15 protein-coding genes, 2 rRNA genes and 1 riboswitch are annotated in these 18,864 nt (G+C 72.4%); of the genes, 14 read left to right on the plus strand and 3 right to left on the minus strand.

The window, feature by feature from the left end:
• The 13 genes from ACIQBJ_RS16525 to ACIQBJ_RS16585 form a co-directional block, all read left to right on the plus strand.
• Nucleotides 1-93 (plus strand): 23S ribosomal RNA (locus ACIQBJ_RS16525); the annotation flags it as partial.
• A gap of 84 nt (nucleotides 94-177) precedes the next feature.
• Nucleotides 178-294: ribosomal RNA gene (rrf, locus tag ACIQBJ_RS16530) — 5S ribosomal RNA — on the plus strand.
• A gap of 99 nt (nucleotides 295-393) precedes the next feature.
• Nucleotides 394-1,005: a CDP-alcohol phosphatidyltransferase family protein gene (locus ACIQBJ_RS16535; protein WP_400709841.1), complete on the plus strand. Its 612-nt coding sequence runs from the start codon at nucleotides 394-396 to the stop codon at nucleotides 1,003-1,005.
• Between the two features lie 125 nt (nucleotides 1,006-1,130).
• Complete coding sequence (locus ACIQBJ_RS16540) at nucleotides 1,131-3,626, plus strand: sugar phosphate nucleotidyltransferase (RefSeq protein ID WP_400709844.1); 2,496 nt, start codon at nucleotides 1,131-1,133, stop codon at nucleotides 3,624-3,626.
• Nucleotides 3,627-3,752: 126 nt separating this feature from the next.
• Nucleotides 3,753-4,787, plus strand: coding sequence for a DUF881 domain-containing protein (locus ACIQBJ_RS16545; RefSeq protein WP_400709847.1), 1,035 nt, complete (start codon nucleotides 3,753-3,755; stop codon nucleotides 4,785-4,787).
• Nucleotides 4,784-5,116, plus strand: a complete 333-nt coding sequence (locus tag ACIQBJ_RS16550; protein ID WP_043908904.1) for a small basic family protein — start codon at nucleotides 4,784-4,786, stop codon at nucleotides 5,114-5,116. The genes ACIQBJ_RS16545 and ACIQBJ_RS16550 overlap by 4 nt, the downstream gene beginning before the upstream one ends.
• A gap of 9 nt (nucleotides 5,117-5,125) precedes the next feature.
• Entirely contained in the window at nucleotides 5,126-6,031 is a 906-nt protein-coding gene (locus ACIQBJ_RS16555; protein ID WP_400709850.1) for a DUF881 domain-containing protein, read from the plus strand.
• A gap of 181 nt (nucleotides 6,032-6,212) precedes the next feature.
• Nucleotides 6,213-7,076, plus strand: a complete 864-nt coding sequence (locus ACIQBJ_RS16560; protein ID WP_400709853.1) for an FHA domain-containing protein — start codon at nucleotides 6,213-6,215, stop codon at nucleotides 7,074-7,076.
• Between the two features lie 65 nt (nucleotides 7,077-7,141).
• Nucleotides 7,142-7,885, plus strand: coding sequence for a MerR family transcriptional regulator (locus ACIQBJ_RS16565; protein ID WP_400711312.1), 744 nt, complete (start codon nucleotides 7,142-7,144; stop codon nucleotides 7,883-7,885).
• An 87-nt stretch (nucleotides 7,886-7,972) separates the two neighbouring features.
• The gene (locus ACIQBJ_RS16570; protein ID WP_400709856.1) at nucleotides 7,973-8,446 is read left to right on the plus strand and encodes a bifunctional nuclease family protein; all 474 of its coding nucleotides are present in this window, start codon (nucleotides 7,973-7,975) and stop codon (nucleotides 8,444-8,446) included.
• A 269-nt stretch (nucleotides 8,447-8,715) separates the two neighbouring features.
• Nucleotides 8,716-9,396, plus strand: a complete 681-nt coding sequence (locus ACIQBJ_RS16575; protein WP_400709859.1) for a MerR family transcriptional regulator — start codon at nucleotides 8,716-8,718, stop codon at nucleotides 9,394-9,396.
• A 94-nt stretch (nucleotides 9,397-9,490) separates the two neighbouring features.
• Nucleotides 9,491-10,204: a vancomycin high temperature exclusion protein gene (locus ACIQBJ_RS16580; RefSeq protein WP_400709862.1), complete on the plus strand. Its 714-nt coding sequence runs from the start codon at nucleotides 9,491-9,493 to the stop codon at nucleotides 10,202-10,204.
• Between the two features lie 63 nt (nucleotides 10,205-10,267).
• Nucleotides 10,268-11,698: a DNA polymerase IV gene (locus ACIQBJ_RS16585; protein ID WP_400709865.1), complete on the plus strand. Its 1,431-nt coding sequence runs from the start codon at nucleotides 10,268-10,270 to the stop codon at nucleotides 11,696-11,698.
• A gap of 270 nt (nucleotides 11,699-11,968) precedes the next feature.
• On the opposite strand, the gene ACIQBJ_RS16590 is transcribed toward ACIQBJ_RS16585, so the two are convergent.
• Both ACIQBJ_RS16590 and ACIQBJ_RS16595 read right to left on the minus strand, forming a co-directional pair.
• Nucleotides 11,969-13,444, minus strand: coding sequence for an MFS transporter (locus ACIQBJ_RS16590; RefSeq protein WP_400709868.1), 1,476 nt, complete (start codon nucleotides 13,442-13,444; stop codon nucleotides 11,969-11,971).
• A 165-nt stretch (nucleotides 13,445-13,609) separates the two neighbouring features.
• Complete coding sequence (locus ACIQBJ_RS16595) at nucleotides 13,610-14,767, minus strand: PRC and DUF2382 domain-containing protein (RefSeq protein ID WP_400709871.1); 1,158 nt, start codon at nucleotides 14,765-14,767, stop codon at nucleotides 13,610-13,612.
• Between the two features lie 190 nt (nucleotides 14,768-14,957).
• Nucleotides 14,958-15,064: riboswitch (glycine riboswitch) on the plus strand.
• Nucleotides 15,065-15,282: 218 nt separating this feature from the next.
• Here ACIQBJ_RS16595 and gcvP point away from each other — a divergent pair.
• Nucleotides 15,283-18,153: an aminomethyl-transferring glycine dehydrogenase gene (gcvP, locus tag ACIQBJ_RS16600; protein ID WP_400709874.1), complete on the plus strand. Its 2,871-nt coding sequence runs from the start codon at nucleotides 15,283-15,285 to the stop codon at nucleotides 18,151-18,153.
• 236 nt (nucleotides 18,154-18,389) lie between these two features.
• On the opposite strand, the gene ACIQBJ_RS16605 is transcribed toward gcvP, so the two are convergent.
• Entirely contained in the window at nucleotides 18,390-18,764 is a 375-nt protein-coding gene (locus ACIQBJ_RS16605) for a DUF1844 domain-containing protein (RefSeq protein ID WP_400709877.1), read from the minus strand.
• Between the last annotated feature and the right edge of the window lie 100 nt (nucleotides 18,765-18,864).

Consider the following 18,864-nt stretch of genomic DNA (forward strand, 5'->3'; position numbering starts at 1 on the left):
GGCTCCCAGTAGACGACTGGGTTGATAGGCCGGATATGGAAGCCTCGTGAGGGGTGGAGTTGACCGGTACTAATAGGCCGAGGGCTTGTCCTCAGTTGCTCGCGTCCACTGTGTTGTTCTGAAACAACGACCCCCGGCCCGTGCAGGGTTGGGTGCGGTCGGACAGTTTCATAGTGTTTCGGTGGTCATAGCGTGAGGGAAACGCCCGGTTACATTCCGAACCCGGAAGCTAAGCCTCACAGCGCCGATGGTACTGCAGGGGGGACCCTGTGGGAGAGTAGGACGCCGCCGAACAATCATTGTGGAGAAGCCCCCTGACGGGAAGTCAGGGGGCTTCTTTGCTGTAGGGTCAGTCCGCACACTTGTCACTGGTAGTACAGGAGGCTCCCCAAGGTGGAGGTCCAGGAGACGCGAGTCCAGACCGACCGGGTCCTCACGATCCCGAATCTGCTGAGCATGGCTCGGCTGGTGGGCGTGCCGATCTTTCTGTGGTTGGTGTTGTGGCCGGTTTTCGGGGGGCCGCGGAATGACGGGTGGGCGATCGTCATTCTGATGCTGAGCGGGATCAGTGACTACCTGGACGGGAAGCTGGCCCGGCGGTGGGGGCAGATCAGCCGGCTGGGGCAGTTGCTGGACCCGGCGGCGGACCGGTTGTACATCCTCTCGACGCTGGTGGGGTTGACCTGGCGAGAGATCCTGCCGTGGTGGTTGACGGCGGTGCTGGTGGCGCGGGAGCTGTTCGTCGGGGTGGTGCTGCTGCGGCTGAACCGGGCGGGGTACGGGCCGCTGAACGTGAGCTTCCTGGGGAAGGCGGCGACGTTCAATCTGATGTACGCGTTTCCGCTGTTGCTGCTGGGGGTCGGTGAGGGGTGGGTGCACCGGGTTGCGGGAGTGGTCAGTTGGGCGTTCATCTGGTGGGGGACGACGCTGTACTGGTGGGCCGGCGCCTTGTATGCGGTACAGGCCCGGCAGATCCTGAAGACGGAGCGGGCGACTGCCGTTTGAGACCGGCCTGAGACGTTTCACACGGCCCTCACGGTGAGTCGGATTCTTTGTTCCGGGTAGGGATGCGTCGGACCGGTTTGATGGACCCGAAGGGGTTCACCACCGCGAAGGAGGACGCACCCGTAATGAAAGCCGTAGTGATGGCGGGCGGGGAGGGCACTCGACTCCGCCCCATGACCTCCAGCATGCCCAAGCCACTGTTGCCCGTTGCCAATCGGCCGATCATGGAGCACGTGCTGCGGCTGTTGAAGAGGCACGGCCTCAGTGACACCGTGGTGACGGTGCAGTTCCTGGCCTCGCTGGTCAAGAACTATTTCGGCGACGGTGAGGAACTGGGAATGCACCTCACCTACGCGAACGAGGAGACGCCGCTGGGGACGGCGGGCAGCGTGAAGAACGCCGAGGACGCGCTGCGGGACGATTCGTTTCTGGTGATCTCCGGTGACGCGCTCACCGACTTCGACCTTTCCGAGCTGATTGCCTTTCACCGGGAGAAGGGCGCACTGGTGACGGTGTGTCTCACCCGGGTGCCGAACCCGCTGGAATTCGGCATCACCATCACGGACGACGAGGGCAAGGTCGAGCGCTTCCTGGAGAAGCCGACCTGGGGCCAGGTCTTCTCGGACACCGTGAACACCGGTATCTACGTCATGGAGCCCGAGGTCTTCGACTACGTCGCGGCCGGCGAGTCGGTGGACTGGTCCAGTGACGTGTTCCCGCAGTTGCTCAAGGAGGGCAAGCCGGTGTTCGGCTATGTCGCCGAGGGCTACTGGGAGGACGTGGGCACGCACGAGAGCTACCTGAAGGCGCAGGCGGACGTCCTGGAGGGGAAGGTCCAGGTCGAACTGGACGGGTTCGAGATCTCGCCCGGGGTGTGGGTGGCCGAGGGTGCGGAGGTGGACCCGGAGGCGGTGCTGCGCGGGCCGCTGTACATCGGTGACTACGCCAAGGTCGAGGCCGGCGTGGAGCTGCGCGAGCACACCGTACTGGGCTCGAACGTGGTGGTGAAGCGCGGGGCGTTCCTGCACAAGGCCGTGGTGCACGACAACGTGTACATCGGGCCGCAGAGCAATCTGCGCGGGTGCGTGGTCGGCAAGAACACCGACGTGATGCGGGCCGCGCGGATCGACGAGGGGGCGGTGATCGGTGACGAGTGCCTGATCGGCGAGGAGTCGGCGATCGCGGGCAGCGTCCGGGTCTACCCGTTCAAGACGATCGAGGCCGGCGCGTTCGTCAACACCTCGGTGATCTGGGAGTCCCGCGGGCAGGAGCACCTGTTCGGGGTGCGCGGCGTGTCGGGCATCCTGAACGTGGAGATCACGCCGGAGTTGGCCGTGCGGCTGGCGGGGGCGTACGCGACCACCCTGAAGAAGGGGGCGACGGTCACCATCGCGCGTGACCACTCGCGGGGTGCGCGGGCGCTGAAGCGGGCGATGATCTCGGCGCTGCAGACCAGTGCGATCGACGTCCGCGACCTGGAGAACGTGCCGATGCCGGTGGCGCGGCAGGCGACGGCGCGGGGGAGTGCGGGCGGGATCTTCCTGCGGACGACTCCCGGGGTGCCGGACTCGCTGGACATCCTGTTCTTCGACGAGCGCGGGGCGGACCTGTCGCAGGCCGGGCAGCGGAAGCTGGACCGGGTGTACTCGCGGCAGGAGTTCCGGCGGGCGTTCCCGGGCGAGATCGGCGACCTGCTCCACCCGGCGAGCGTGTTCGACTCGTACGCGACGAACCTGTTGCGGGCGGTGGACACCTCGGGGGTGCGGGAGGCCGGGCTGAAGGTCGTGGTGGACGCGGCGCACGGCAGTGCCGGGCTGGTGCTGCCGAGCATCCTGGGGCGGCTCGGGGTGGAGGCGCTGACGGTGGCCGGCGGTCTGGACGAGGCGCGGCCGACCGAGGACGCGGACACCCGGAAGGCGGCGCTGGCGAGGCTGGGCGAGCTGGTGGCGTCCTCGCGGGCGGCGTTCGGGGTGCGGTTCGACCCGGTGGGTGAGCGGGTGTCCTTCGTGGACGAGCTCGGCCGGGTGATCCAGGACGACCGGGCGCTGCTGGTGCTGCTGGACCTGGTGGCGGCCGAGCGCCGTTCCGGGCAGGTGGCGCTGCCGGTGACGACGACGCGGATCGCCGAGCAGGTGGCGGCGTACCACGGCACGCAGGTGATCTGGACGACGACCTCGCCGGACGACCTGGCGAAGGCCGCGGCGGCGGACCACACCATCTTCGGCGGGGACGGGCGCGGCGGTTTCGTGGTGCCGGAGTTCTCCGGGGTGCTGGACGGGGCGGCGGCGTTCGTGCGGCTGGTCGGCCTGGTGGCGCGGACGCAGCTGACGCTGAGTCAGATCGACGCGCGGATCCCGCAGGCGCACATCCAGAAGCGGGACATCGCGACGCCGTGGGCCGCGAAGGGCATGGTGATGCGCTCGGTGGTGGAGGCGGCGGGCAACCGCAAGCTGGACACCACGGACGGGGTGCGGGTGGTCGAGCCGGACGGCCGGTGGACGCTGGTGCTGCCGGACCCGGCGGAGGCCGTGACGCACCTGTGGGCGGAGGGCCCGGACGACGAGGCGACGGAGCGGCTGCTCGACGAGTGGGCGGCGGTCGTGGACGGCGCCGGGCGGTAGCGCGCCGAGTGGGGGGCGGGGCCGGTCGGTCCCGCCCCCCCGCGCTCGGGGTTTGTCACGATCCTGTGCCGAAACCGTCCTGCCGGGCCGGGGCCTGGTCGTGTGGCGGCTTCCGGTCGTGAAACGATGTGCCGCATGCCAGCAACGCCGACGCCGAGTGACCGGGAGGGGCGCTTCCGCCGCCCGGACGCCTCGATGTCCTTGCTGACCACGGTGATGGACCACTCGCTGGACGACGGCTACGCGGAGGCGGCCCGGGCGCGCGGCGCGGAGGGCAGTTCGCGGTTGCCGGCGACGGCCAGGGGCCGGTTGGTGCTGGCCGTGGGGCTGGCGCTGGCGGCGGCCGTGGTGACGGTGGGGGCGGTGAACACGCAGGCCGCGGCGCCGGTGCTGGCGAAGGAGCGGGACGCCCTGGTGAGCCGGGTGAACGACGCGAACAAGGCGGCGGACGCCCTGCAGCGGCAGGTGGAGCAGGACCGCGACCGGGTCGAGCAGGCGCAGGCGCAGGCGTTGGCGTCCGGTGACGACGGCGGGGTGGCCGAGCTGGCGGCGCGGACCGGGACCGGGGAGATCACCGGGCCGGGCGTGAAGCTGGTGATCGACGACGCCTCGGGGACGGGCGCGGGCGGCAACGTCAGCGATCCGCGGAACGCGGAGAGCTTCGGGAACAGCGGCCGGGTCAAGGACCACGACCTGCAGTACGCGGTGAACGGCCTGTGGCTGGCCGGCGCGGAGGCGGTGTCGGTGAACGGGCAGCGGCTGACCGCGCTGTCGGCGATCCGGGCGGCCGGTGACGCGATCCTGGTGGACAACCGTCCGCTGGTGCCGCCGTACACGGTGCTGGCGATCGGGGACGGGCCGCGGCTGGCGCAGTCCTTCCAGGACAACGAGGGCGGCCGGTACCTGAAGATCATCCAGGACAGCTACGGGATCAGGTCGACGGTGACGGCGCAGAAGTCGCTGACGCTGCCGGCCGCGCTGGGCGTGACGCTGCGGGTGGCCGGGGCGGAGCCGTCCGGGTCGCCGTCGCCGTCGGCGTCCGCTTCGGTGTCGTCCTCGCCGTCCCCGTCCCCCTCTCCGTCCGCGAAGGCGTCGAGGACGCCGTCGGGGCGGTCGACCGTGAAGTCCACTCCCTCCGGAACAGGAGCTGCTGCACCGTGATTGCCGTACTGGGTCTCGTGATCGGCGTCGTCGTCGGCGTGTTCGTGCAGCCGGAGGTGCCGAACGCGGTGGTGCCGTACCTGCCGATCGCCGTGGTGGCGGCGCTGGACGCGGTGTTCGGCGGGGTGCGGGCGATGCTGGACGGGATCTTCGACGACAAGGTCTTCGTGGTGTCGTTCCTGTCGAACGTGGTGGTGGCCGCGCTGATCGTGTTCCTGGGCGACCAGCTGGGCGTGGGGTCGCAGCTGTCGACCGGTGTGGTCGTGGTGCTGGGCATCCGGATCTTCTCGAACGCGGCCGCGATCCGCCGGCACGTGTTCCGGGCGTAGGGAGCGGCTGTGGGCGAGGAGAAGAAGGAGCACCCGGAGGCGGAGTCGGTGCCGGACGCACCGGACGTGTCGGAGGAGCCGGACACGCCGGAGCCGGTGCGGGAGCTGCTGGAGGAACCGGCGGTGGAGCCGGTGCAGGAGTCCGGGGCGGAGTCCGGGGTGACGGCGCGTCAGCCGGTGCGGCTGCCCGCGGAGGGGCGGGCGCGGCTGAAGGCGGCGATGTGGCCGCCGCGGGTCTCGCGGGGGCAGCTGGTGGTGGCGCTGCTGCTGTTCGCGCTGGGGCTGGCGTTGGCGATCCAGGTGCGGTCGACGAACGACCACAGCCAGCTGCGCGGGGCGCGGCAGGAGGACCTGGTGCGCATCCTGGACGAACTGGACGGGCGCCAGCAGCGTCTCCAGTTGGAGAAGACGCAGCTGGAGCAGTCCCTGGCGCAGTTGGAGAACTCGTCCAACCAGGCCAAGGAGGCGCAGGAGCAGACCAGGAAGAAGGCGGCCGAGCTGGGGGTGCTGGCGGGGACGGAGAAGGCGACCGGCCCGGGGATCGTGCTGACGATCGATGATCCCCAAGGGCAGGTGAAGGCGGATATGCTGCTGGACACCCTGCAGGAACTCCGAGCGGCGGGGGCGGAGGCGATTCAGATCAACGACGTGCGCGTGGTGGCCGGAACGTACTTCACCGACAACCCGTCGGGCGGCGGCGTGCAGATCGACGGGAAGGGCGTCTCGCAGCCGTTCCGCTTCGTCGTGGTGGGCAATCCGCAGGACCTCACCCCGGCCCTGAACATTCCCGGCGGGGTGGTGCGCAGCCTGGAGAAGCAGCAGGCGCGGGCGACCATCGTCCAGCAGCAGAAAGTGGTGGTGGACGCGTTGGCCACCCCGAAGCCGTTGCAGTACGGCAAGCCGGCGGCGAAGTGACGGGGCGCGCTCCGTACGGTTCGTCAGCTGCGGTCGGCCCCCGGTGGTGGGTGTCCGCGGCGGATCGGCGACACTGGGTCTTACCGATCGTCAGTCCCCGGTCCGATGCCGGGCCCACCGCCACACCGAGCCTTGAACCCTGCCCCGCGGGCGGTTCTGTCACACGCAAGGGGATTCGCCCGTGAGTTTTTTCTCGAAGCTTTTCGGCCGTAACAAGCAGGCCGCGGCGGAGGCGCCGACCGCGCGCTACCGGCAGGACGAGGCGGGTGTGCCGCCGATGCGCCCGGCGCCGGACGGGCAGCGTCCGCTGTACCGGGACGACGTGACCCAGGGCGCGGGCATCCCGACCGGGCAGTTCGACGCCGGTTACGGCGCGTCGGTTGATTCGACGGGCGGGCCGCGCATAGGTTTCGCGTCAGGACCCTCAACCTCCGGTGGAGGGTTTGCCCCGGACCCCTATGCCCCGCACGTCCAGTCGGGTGTGCCGCGCCAGGAGGCTGCGAACATGGCTGGCACCAGCCCCTGCCCGCGGTGCGGGAACCAGAACCCGGCGACGGCCCGTTTCTGTTCGAACTGCGGGACGCAGCTGCGTGGCGGCTTCCCGGAGGGTGCGGCCGAGACCACCTCGACCATCTCGATCTCCGGCATCGAGTCGTACGACCCGAACGCCACCTCGACGGGCGCCACTCCGGCGCTGTCGGCCGAGGTGATGGCGGCGATCGACGCGCTGCCGCCGGGCTCCGCCCTGCTGATCGTGCAGCGCGGCCCGAACTCGGGCAGCCGGTTCCTGCTGGACTCGGACCTGACCACGGCCGGGCGGCACCCGCAGGGTGACATCTTCCTGGACGACGTGACGGTGTCGCGTCGGCACGTGGAGTTCCGCCGGCAGCGCGACGGCGGCTTCTCGGTCGCGGACGTGGGCAGCCTGAACGGCACCTACGTGAACCGGGAGCGGATCGACGAGGTGCTGCTCGGCAACGGCGACGAGGTGCAGATCGGGAAGTACCGGCTGGTGTTCTTCGCCAGCCACCACCGGGGGTACTGACCACTTCTCCGTTTGGAGCCCGAGTGACCCCACAGACCCCGACCCCGTCCCTCGGGACCTCGCCCGTGCCGGCCTCGCGCCGCGCGGGCGAGGTGCGCCGGCGGGGTGACGAACTGCTGTCGATCGGCGCGGTGCTGGCCTTCCTCCGGGACGACTTCCCGGAGGTGACGATCTCCAAGATCCGCTTCCTGGAGGCGGAGGGCCTGGTCGAGCCGCAGCGCACCCCGTCCGGCTACCGGAAGTTCTCGGCGGCGGACCTGGAGCGGCTGGCCTACGTGCTGCGGATGCAGCGCGACCACTACCTCCCGCTGCGGGTGATCCGCGAGCACCTGGACGCGATCGAGCGCGGCGAGCAGCCGCCGGCGCTGCCGGGGGCGGAGGCCAGGCCCGGGCCGCTGGAGGAGGCGGACCGGGAGCTGGTGGCCGGGGCGGCCGCCGCGGGCGGGGTCCGGCTGGGCCGGGCGGAGCTGATCGCGGCCGCGGAGGCGCAGGAGCGCGAACTCGTCGAGTGGGAGGCGTACGGGCTGGTGCAGTCCGGGCCGGACGGCGGGTACGACGGCGAGGCGCTGCAGATCGCCCGGCTGATCGCGGAGTTGGGCCGGTTCGGGCTGGAGCCGCGGCACCTGCGGGCGATGAAGGCGGCGGCGGACCGCGAGGTGGCGCTGGTGGACCAGGTGGTGGCGCCGCTGCGGCGGCACCGCAATCCGCAGACCAGGGCGCACGCGGAGGCGACGGCGCGGGAACTGGCCACCCTGTCGGTGCGGTTGCACGCGGCGATGGTGCAGGCGGGGTTGCGGGCCCGGTCCTGACCCCGACGGGGCGGGCGGCGTCCGGATCGCGGTGGCCGCTGCCTGCTGCGCTTTCCTATCGGGAGCGCGCGCCATAGGGTTGCTGGTGTGAATGAGCTAGACGTCGTGGGTGTCCGGGTGGAGATGCCCTCCAACCAGCCGATCGTGCTGCTCCGGGAGGTCGGCGGGGACCGCTACCTGCCGATCTGGATCGGTCCGGGCGAGGCGACCGCGATCGCCTTCGCCCAGCAGGGCATGACTCCGGTGCGGCCGTTGACGCACGACCTGTTCAAGGACGTGCTGGGTGCGTTGGGGCACCAGTTGACCGAAGTGCGGATCAACGACCTGCGGGACGGCGTCTTCTACGCGGACCTGGTGTTCGCGGGTGGTGTCGAGGTGAGTGCGCGCCCCTCGGACGCGATAGCGCTGGCGCTGCGCACCGGCACGCCGATCTACGGGAGCGAGGAGGTGCTGGCCGAGGCCGGCATCTCGATCCCGGACGAGCAGGAGGACGAGGTCGAGAAGTTCCGGGAGTTCCTGGACCAGGTCTCGCCGGAGGACTTCGGCGGGGGCCCGCAGTAGTCGGCGGGTGACGGTCCGTTATCCGGACGGGCGGCGGGCCGCAACTCGGCTGTGGTAGAAAGCCATTCCGCTACCCACGCATGGGGCACGAATAACCACACGATGGTGTGAAGTTTGTGGAAGCCCCCGGCGTGGCGATCGTTGACGGTGCTCGGGCGACTGCCTACCGTCAGGTGATGGCCCGCCGTGGGCCACCCGTGGACCGGCGGCCCGGTTCGGGCCCGCACCGGGCCCGCGGGGCCCGGGGACGGAATGGACGGAGGTGGGCGATGAACGGCACCGGCGACGAGACGCGTTCCGGATCGCTGTGCGCGGTGCACCTGCCGCGGGCCGGCCGTGCGCTGATCGGGCGGCCCTGGCGGCCCGAGCCGGAGGGCGAGGAGCCGCCGCGGCTGGTCGGCCGTTTCCCCGCCGTCCAGCCCGGACAGCCCGCGATCGAGCGGATCGCGCCGACGTCCGAGCTGATCGGCTACCGCGGCCCGACCGCGTGCGCCGCCGCGGGCATCACCTACCGGCAGCTCGACTACTGGGCGCGCACCGGCCTGCTGGAGCCCTCGGTGCGCTCCGGGTACCCGGCCGGGGCCCAGCGGCTGTACAGCTTCCGCGACATCCTGCTGCTCAAGATCGTTAAGCGGCTGCTGGACGCCGGGGTGTCGCTGCAGAACATCCGGGTGGCGGTGGGCCACCTGCAGTCCGCGGAGCGGACCGACCTGGCCGGGCTGACGCTGATGTGCGACGGCGCGACGGTCTACGAGTGCACCTCCCCGCAGCAGGTGGTCGACCTGCTGAACGGCGGCCAGGGCGTGTTCGGGATCGCGGTGGGCGCCGTCCGGCAGGAGCTGGAGACCACCCTGGGCCGCCTGCACGGCGAGCGCACCGACACCGGCGAGACCCTGGTCGGCCACGACCCGGCCGACGAGCTGGCGCAGCGCCGCAACCGCGCGGTCTGACGGCCGGGCGGTCCGACGGCCCGTCGGGCGCGTCCGCGGCGGGCGGGGAACCGGTGCGGGGCGGCGGGTCGTCCTGGTCGGTGTGCTGACGATCATGAGGTGGCTGGGGCGCCGTTGGCGGGCGCTGCGGGCGCGCGGCCTGCCCGGGTGGGGCGGCCGGCGCGGGCAGCGCCGCTGGTTCCAGGCCGTGGTGCTGTGCTCCGTGCTGGCGCTGGCGCCGAGCGCCTGGCTGTACCTGGGCCAGTCCGGGAAGGTCGGGACGGTGGCGAGCGCGCCGGACGCGCCGGTGGCAGTGGTGTTCGGGGCCGGGCTGGTCGACGGCAGGCCCTCCCCGTACCTGGCGCACCGGCTGGACGCGGCGCTGGAGCTGTACCGGGCCGGGAAGGTGCGGGCGCTGCTGGTCACCGGCGACAACGGCACCGTCGAGTACGACGAGACCGACGCGATGCGCGGCTACCTGATCGAGCGCGGCGTGCCCGCGGTGCGGGTGGTCGGCGACTACGCGGGCTTCGACACCTGGGACTCCTGCACCCGGGCGCACCGGATCTTCGGCGTCGACCGCGCGGTGCTGGTCAGTCAGACCTTCCACGTGCGCAGGGCGTTGGCGCTGTGCGAGGCGGCCGGCATCGACGCGTACGCGGTCGGCGTCGAGGAGTGGCACGACACCACCTGGAAGTACGGCGGGCTGCGGGAGATCCCCGGCGCGGTCAAGGCCGCCGCGAACGTGCTGCTGACGCCCGATCCGGCGCTGCTGGGTCCGCGCGAGGAGGGTGTGGCGAAGGCGCTGGCGGACGCGGCGCGCGGCTGAGCGGCCGGGCGGGACGGGTGGGGCGGGCCCCGGATTGTCGGTGGCGCGCGGGATGATCGGGCGGTGCGGACCGTGCCGAGCATCATCCACCTCGACATGGACGCCTTCTTCGCCGCGGTGGAGCAGGCGTCCAAACCGAGCCTGCGCGGGAAGCCCGTCATCGTCGGCGGGCTCGGCGGCCGCGGCGTGGTCTCCACCGCCTCGTACGAGGCCCGCAGGTTCGGCGTGCACTCGGCGATGCCGATGGCGCAGGCCCGCCGGCTCTGCCCGAACGCGGCCTTCCTGAGCGGCCGCTTCGAGGCGTACCGGGCCAACAGCGAGATCGTGATGGGCCTGCTCCGGGAGCGCTCGCCGCTGGTCGAGCCGCTCAGCCTGGACGAAGCCTTCGTGGACCTGGTGGCCGGGCCGTACGGGCCCGCGCTCGACGGGGTGACGCCCGAGGAGGGCGCGCAACTGGTGCTGGCGCTGGCCGAGGACCTGCGGGCCGACATCGTGGAGCGGACGGGACTGACCGCCTCGGTCGGGGCGGCCGGCTCCAAGCTGATGGCGAAGATCGCCTCCGAGCAGGCCAAGCCGGACGGGCTGGTGCTGATCGCGCCCGGCTCGGAGCGCTCGGTGCTCGCCCCGATGCCGGTGCGGGCGCTGCCCGGGATCGGCCCCGCGACCGAACAGGCGCTGCGGCGGGCCGGAATGACGACCGTCGCCGAGCTGGCGGAGGCCGGGGCGGACGAACTGGTCGCGCTGCTGGGCAAGGCCCACGGCACGGGCGTCTTCCAGATGGCGCTCGGCTGGGACGAACGGCCGGTGGTGGCGGACCGGGACGCCAAGTCGGTCTCGGTGGAGGACACCTTCGAGGTCGACCTCGCCGACCGGGAGCGCATCCTGCGCGAGGTCGACCTGCTGGCCGCGCGCTGCGTGCGCCGGCTGCGGGCGACGGGGCGGTCCGGGCGGACGGTGGTGCTCAAGGTCCGGCGGTTCGACTTCTCCACGCTGACCCGCTCCGAGACGCTGCGCGGGCCCACCGACGACGAGGACGTGATCGCCTCGACGGCCCGGCGGCTGGCGCTGGCCGTGGACGTGACGGGCGGGGTGCGGCTGCTGGGGGTCGGGGTCGCGCAGCTCGCGGACTTCACCCAGGAGGACCTGTTCGCGCAGGCGGAGCGGGAGGAGCGGGAGGAGCGGGAGGAGGCGGCCGTGGCCGCCGCTGCCGCCGCTGCCGCCGCTGCCGCCGCGGCCGTCGTGGTCGAGGAGGCGGTGGTGACGGCGGAGGTGGAGCAGGCGGCGGAGGAGCCGGTGGCCCGCCGCTGGTGGCCCGGACAGGACGTGACGCACCGTCAGTACGGGCCGGGGTGGGTGCAGGGCAGCGGGGTGGGCCGGGTGACGGTGCGGTTCGAGACGCCGTGGTCGGGAGTGGGGCGGGTGCGGACGTTCGCGGTCGACGACGAGGAACTGGAGGCGTCGGGAGCGCTGCCGCTGCGCGAGCCGGGGGCGTGACAGGGGGAGAGGGCTGGGCGCGGGGCGGGGCCGGTCGGTGGGTTCGAGGTGGGGGGTGTGGCTGGGCGCGCAGTTCCTCGCGCCCCTGGGTGGGGGCGTGTTCGGGGATCGGTGGGCGGGTTGGTGGGTCTGAGGCGTGGGGGCGGTTGAGCACGTAGTTCCTCGTGCCCCTGGGTGGGGGTGTGGCCGGGGATGCGCGGACACCCCCGCCGATGCCCGTGGCGGGGGTGTCCGTGGTGCTCGCGTGTGTCCAGGACGCGAGGGACGCCGTCAGGCGTCGGCCGGGGTGAGCGCGGGCTCGGGGGCGGGGCGCTCGGTGGGGGTGGCGGTGGACTTGATGCGGCGGATGCCGAAGGGGACGACCGCCGCGACCAGGCACATCGCGCCGGCCACCCAGAAGGCGTGCTGGTAGGCGTTCAGGGTGGGGAGCTGGACCGGGACGGGCAGCTTCAGGGTGTCGCCGGTGAGGATGGCGGCCATCACGGCGGTGCCGATCGCGCCGCCGACGGTGCGCAGCACGGCGTTCATGCCGTTGGCGATGCCGGACTGCTCGGCCGGGACGGCGCCGTTGATGTAGGCGGGCATCGCGGCGTAGGCGAGGCCGACGCCGAGGCCGAAGACCGCGGAGGAGAGGTAGATGTCGAACTCGGCGCCGTGGCGCACCGCGAGGTAGGCCATCGAGACGGCGCCGAGCAGGCCGCCGAGGACCAGCGGGAGGCGCGGGCCGCGGCGGGCGATCAGCAGGGCGCCGAGCGGGGCGGCGACCATCGAGCCGATCGCGGAGGGCAGCAGCATGATGCCGGCGTGCAGGACGGTGGCGGTGAAGCCGTAGTGGGCGAGCTTCTCCGGGGTCTGCGCGAAGTTGCTGATCACCATGAACGAGCCGTACATGCCGAAGCCGATCAGCAGGCCGGAGATGTTGGTGAAGGCGACGGCGGGGCGGGCCATCATCGACAGGTCGACCAGCGGGTGGGCGACCTTGGACTCGACCACGATCCAGAGCAGGGCGACCACGGCGGCGACGGCGAACAGGCCGAGGGTGCGGTTGGACGTCCAGCCCCAGTGGTTGCCCTGGCTGACGGCGATCAGCAGGGCGGAGAGCCAGCCGGCCAGGGTGAGCGCGCCGAGCGGGTCGGCGCCGCCCTCCTTGTCGACGACCGGGTCGGCGGGCACCCGGAGGACCACCAGGGCGACCGCGATCAGGCCGAAGACCAGGCCCATCCAGAAGATCGACTTGTAGCTCCAGTGCTCCAGCAGCAGGCCGGTGGCGACCAGACCGAGGCCGGAGCCGACGCCCATGGAGGCGGAGATGGCGGCGACGCCGCCGGTGACCTTCTGCTTGGGCAGCTCGTCGCGGACGATGCTGATGGCCAGCGGCAGCACGCCGCCGCCGGCGCCCTGCAGGACGCGGGCGACGACCAGCCAGGTGAAGGAGTGGGTGCTCACCGCGAGGGCGGAGCCGAGTACCAGGCCGGCCAGCGAGACCAGCAGCATCGGCTTGCGTCCGCGCAGGTCGCCGAAGCGGCCGAGCAGCGGGGTGAGGACGGCCGCGGAGAGCAGGTTCGCCGTCATCAGCCAGGTGACGGTGGAGCCGGAGACGTCCAGCTCGCGGGCCAGGCCGGGCAGGATCGGGACGACCGCGGTCTGCACCACGCTGAAGGCCAGCATGGCGAGGATCAGGGCGGGCAGGACCCGGGCGCTGGTGGGCTTGGCGGCCGTGGCGGTGGGCTGTGGTGCCTCACTCACGGGGACTCCTCCGGAAACGTTGCTTCAGACAGGCGATAGTGCATGAACTGAAGTAACGATGTCGGGAGATGCTTCAGTCTGTCAAATATCTAATGGTGAAGCTTTGGCAAAGTCCCCGGCCCCGGCCCGCCGAGGCGGACCGGGGCCGGGGGGGGTGTCGACCCGTCAGGCCGAGCGCAGCGGCTCCGGCCGGGCGTGCTCGCCGCCGTTGCCGTTCGCCGGCGCCGGCTGCGTCCGGGCCGCCGTCGGCGACTGCGGCTGCGCGTTCCACGGCTGGTGCCGCTGCGGGGCCGCGGCGTCGGTGTCCATCGCGGCGTCGTGCACCTCCACCTGCTCGCGGCGCAGCTCCTCGCGGACCACCTCCTCCTCGGTGTACCGCTCCACCACCAGCCGGACCCGCTCGATCGGCGCCAGGTACTTGCGCACCACCGGGCGCTCCTCGCGCAGCGTGACCTCCTCGACCGCCTCGGCGATCTCCTGGTCGGTCAGCGCCGCCCGCTCCGCGTCCGACACCGGGATGCGCTCCACCCGGACCCGCTCGCGCACCACCGGCACCCGGCGCTCCACCTGCTCGGTGGTCACGTACTTGCGCAGCCGGGTGGTGCCCACCGCGTGCCACTCGGTGGTGATGTCGATCCGCTCCTCCCGGCAGGTGATCTCCACCGGCGCGGTCGGCTCCACCGAGGCGGGGCGCTGCTGGGCGGCGGGGGCCGACCGGTCCTGGGGCTGCTTGTCGGCGCCGGCCTTCGCCGCGGTGAAGGCGGCGGCCGGGGTGGCGACGGTGTTGGTGCCGCCCGCCGTCGGTGCCGGTTCCGGTGTCTGGGCCGGTGCCGGGGTCGAGACCGGGGCCGCGGCCGCGGCCGGGCGGTCGGTGGCGACGGTGCCGAAGTCCCGGTCGCGGGCCGGGGCGGTCGCCTCCGCCGGGTGCTCCTTCGCGCCGCCGGCCGCCGCGGTGCCGGCCGCGGCCTTCGCCGCCGTCGGGCCCTCGGGTGCCGACCCGGCGTCCGCGCCGCCGGTGTCCAGCCCGTAGTAGCGGTACAACTGCAGCTCCTGCGCGGGGGAGAGGTGCTGCCCCACCCCGAAGTCCGGGGACTCCTTGATCAGCGACTTGTCGTAGGGGACGCGCAACTCGTCGCCCGCGAACTCGCTGGTGGTCAGCGGGACGAAGGCGTCCCGGCCGAAGATCCCCGTGCGGACGGCCGCCCACTCCGGTTCGCCGGTGGCGTCGTCCAGGTACACCTCGTCGACCGTGCCGATCTTGTCACCGTTCCGGTCGACCGCCTTGTGTCCGATCAGGTCGCGCGGATCGATATCGGTCTGCACGCTGTCCTCCAGTCCTGCTGCTCCTCGATGGGCCGTGAGAAGGGGCGGCCGGAGGAGCGTGCCGGACCGCCACTCCACACCAAACGGCACGTAACGGACGGTGGCACTCCGGAAGCCGCCGTCCGGGGCAGATCACAGGGCCGGACCGGTGAACCGGAAGGCCCGCGCTGGTAACCTCGGAGGCGACCGCCGAGCCCGCTCGGGAGAGTCCCGACCCCGCCGAACAGGGGGGATGCGGGGCGCCGAAGGAGCAACCCCTCCCCGGAATCTCTCAGGCATCCGTACCGAACGGGACCAGGTCACTCTGGAAAGCAGGGCAGGACCGTCGGCACCGATTGCCACCGGGCCCCACCCTCGCCGACGGTGCAAGCCGACCGGGCCACCACCCGGGCGCGCGAAGCTCTCAGGTACCGATGACAGAGGGGGAGGCTGACGGGTTCGTACGCCCAGGCGCTCCCACGGCCGCCGACCGCGTGCGTACCACCGCCGGTCCGCGACCAGGAGGCCCGACCCCCATGAACGCCCAGCCGACGCTCAGCGACCTTGAGCAGGCCAGCCCCTTCGAGCACCGCCACATCGGTCCCGACAGCGACGCCCAGCAGAAGATGCTGGCCCACATCGGCCACAGCTCGCTGGACGAGCTGTCCGCGGCGGCCGTCCCCGACGCCATCCGCAGCCTCACCGCGCTCGGCCTGCCCGCCGGCCGCAGCGAGGCCCAGGTCCTCGCCGAGCTGCGCGAGCTGGCCGACCGCAACCAGGTCCTCACCTCGATGATCGGCCTCGGCTACTACGGCACCTTCACCCCGCCGGTGATCCTCCGCAACGTGCTGGAGAACCCGGCCTGGTACACCGCCTACACCCCGTACCAGCCGGAGATCTCCCAGGGCCGCCTGGAGGCGCTGCTCAACTTCCAGACCGCGGTCGCCGACCTGACCGGCCTGGACACCTCCGGCTCCTCGCTGCTCGACGAGGGCACCGCCGCCGCCGAGGCGATGTCCCTGGCCCGGCGCGTCACCAAGGTCAAGGGCGGCGTCTTCCTGGTCGACGCCGACACCCTGCCGCAGACCGTCGCGGTGATCCAGACCCGTGCCGAACCGACCGGCGTCGAGGTCGTGGTCGCCGACCTGAGCGACGGCATCCCCGCCGAGATCGCCGAGCGCGGCGTCTTCGGCGTGCTGCTCCAGTACCCCGGCGCGTCCGGCGCGGTGCGCGAGATCAAGCCCGTCATCGACCAGGCGCACGAGCTCGGCGCGATCGTCGCCGTCGCCGCCGACCTGCTCGCCCTCACCCTGCTGCGCTCGCCCGGCGAGCTCGGCGCCGACATCGCCTGCGGCACCTCGCAGCGCTTCGGCGTCCCGATGGGCTTCGGCGGCCCGCACGCCGGCTACCTGGCCGTCCGCGCCGCGTACGCCCGCAACCTGCCCGGCCGCCTGGTCGGCGTCTCGGTCGACGCCGACGGCAACCGCGCCTACCGGCTCGCCCTGCAGACCCGCGAGCAGCACATCCGCCGCGAGAAGGCCACCTCCAACATCTGCACCGCGCAGGTGCTGCTCGCCGTGATGGCCTCGATGTACGCCGTCTACCACGGCCCCGACGGCCTCGCCGACATCGCCCGCCGCACCCACCGCTACGCCGCCGCGCTCGCCGCCGGCCTGCGCGCGGGCGGCGTCGAGCTCGCCCACGACGCGTTCTTCGACACCGTCACCGCCGTGGTGCCGGGCCGGGCCGACGAGGTCGTCGCCGCGGCGCTGGCCGGCGGCGTCAACGTGTTCCGGGTCGACGGCGACCGGGTCTCGGTCTCCTGCGACGAGACCACCACCCGCGAGCACCTGGCCGCCGTGTTCGCCGCCTTCGGCGTCACCGCCGAGATCGCCGAGGACGCCGACGCGCTGCCCGTCGCGCTGCTGCGCGAGGACGAGTACCTCACCCACCCGGTCTTCCACAGCCACCGCTCCGAGACCGCGATGCTGCGCTACCTGCGCCGCCTCTCCGACCGCGACTACGCGCTCGACCGCGGCATGATCCCGCTGGGCTCCTGCACCATGAAGCTCAACGCGACCACCGAGATGGAGCCGGTCACCTGGCCCGAGTTCGGCCAGCTGCACCCGTTCGCGCCGGTCGACCAGGCCGAGGGCTACCTGACCCTGATCCGCGGGCTGGAGCAGCAGCTGGTCGAGGTCACCGGCTACGACGCCGTCTCGATCCAGCCGAACGCCGGCTCGCAGGGCGAGCTGGCCGGCCTGCTGGCCGTCCGCGCGTACCACCGGGCGAACGGCGACACCCAGCGCGACGTCTGCCTGATCCCGTCCTCCGCGCACGGCACCAACGCGGCCTCGGCGGCGATGGCCGGCATGCGGGTGGTGGTCGTCAAGACCCTCACCGACGGCGACGTGGACGTCGAGGACCTGAAGGCGAAGATCGCCCAGCACGGCGAGCAGCTGGCCGTCCTGATGGTCACCTACCCGTCCACGCACGGCGTGTTCGAGACCGAGATCACCCAGATCTGCGCGCTCGTCCACGAGGCCGGCGGTCAGGTGTACGTCGACGGCGCCAACCTGAACGCGCTGGTCGGCCTCGCCAAGCCCGGCAAGTTCGGCGCGGACGTCTCGCACCTGAACCTGCACAAGACCTTCTGCATCCCGCACGGCGGCGGCGGCCCCGGCGTCGGCCCGGTCGCGGTGCGCGCGCACCTCGCGCCGTACCTGCCCAACCACCCGCTGCAGGCCGAGGCCGGCCCCGCGACCGGTGTCGGCCCGATCTCGGCCGCGCCCTGGGGCTCGGCGGCGATCCTGCCGATCTCCTGGTCGTACGTCCGGCTGATGGGCGGCGAGGGCCTCAAGCGCGCCACCCAGGTCGCCGTGCTGAACGCCAACTACATCGCCAAGCGGCTGGCCCCGCACTACCCCGTGCTCTACACCGGCCCCGGCGGGCTGGTCGCGCACGAGTGCATCATCGACCTGCGGCCGCTCAGCAAGGAGACCGGCGTCAGCGTCGACGACATCGCCAAGCGGCTCATCGACTACGGCTTCCACGCGCCGACCATGTCGTTCCCGGTCGCCGGGACGCTGATGATCGAGCCGACCGAGTCCGAGGACCTGCACGAGATCGACCGCTTCTGCGAGGCGATGATCGCGATCCGCGGCGAGATCGAGAAGGTCGGCAACGGCGAGTGGGCGGCGGACGACAACCCGCTGCGCAACGCCCCGCACACCGCGTCGATGCTGGCCGGCGAGTGGGCGCACCCGTACACCCGCGAGGAGGCGGTCTTCCCGGCGGGCGTCAACCCGGCGGACAAGTACTGGCCGGCGGTGCGGCGGATCGACGGCGCGTACGGTGACCGGAACCTGGTCTGCTCGTGCCCGCCGCTGGACGAGTACGACGCCTGAGAGCCCGGCGCATAGCGGGGAAGCCGCCCACCGAGGGATGTTCCTCCGGTGGGCGGCTTCCGCTTTCGGGTCTTCCGCTGCGCGCAGTTCCCCGCGCCCCTGGCGGGGCGGGGAGGGAGACGCCTTCGGCCAGGGGGAGGGGAACGGAGAAGCCGCCCGCCGGGGAGTGTCCTCGGTCGGGCGGCTTCCGCTGCGTGCGGGTCCTCGCGCTCCTGGCGGGGCGGGAGGACGGGGCGTCAGGAGTAGACGGGGCCCGTGAACTTCTCGCCGGGGCCGGCGCCGGGGGCGTCGGGGACGAGGGAGGCCTCGCGGAAGGCCAGCTGGAGGGAGCGGAGGCCGTCGCGGAGAGGGGCGGCGTGGAAGTTGGAGATCTCGGGGGCTCCGGCGGTGACCAGGCCGGCCAGGGCGGTGATCAGCTTGCGGGCCTCGTCGAGGTCCTTGTCGGCCTCGCCGCCCTCGGCGAGGCCGCACTTGACGGCGGCGGCGCTCATCAGGTGGACGGCGACGGTGGTGATCACCTCGACCGCGGGGACCTCGGCGATGTCGCGGGTCAGGTCGTCGAAGCCGAGGGCCCCGTCGGACTCGGGCGCGTGGTCGGGCTGGCTGGTCACGGTGTCACTCCGGAGGGGTTGGTGCGAAAGCGCGGTACGGAAGGAGCGTACAAGGCGGGCGGGGAGGGGCCGGAATACCGGTCGGGCCCGGAACGCTGGT

The organism is Kitasatospora sp. NPDC088391 (genome assembly GCF_044753345.1).
Lineage (GTDB): Bacteria > Actinomycetota > Actinomycetes > Streptomycetales > Streptomycetaceae > Kitasatospora.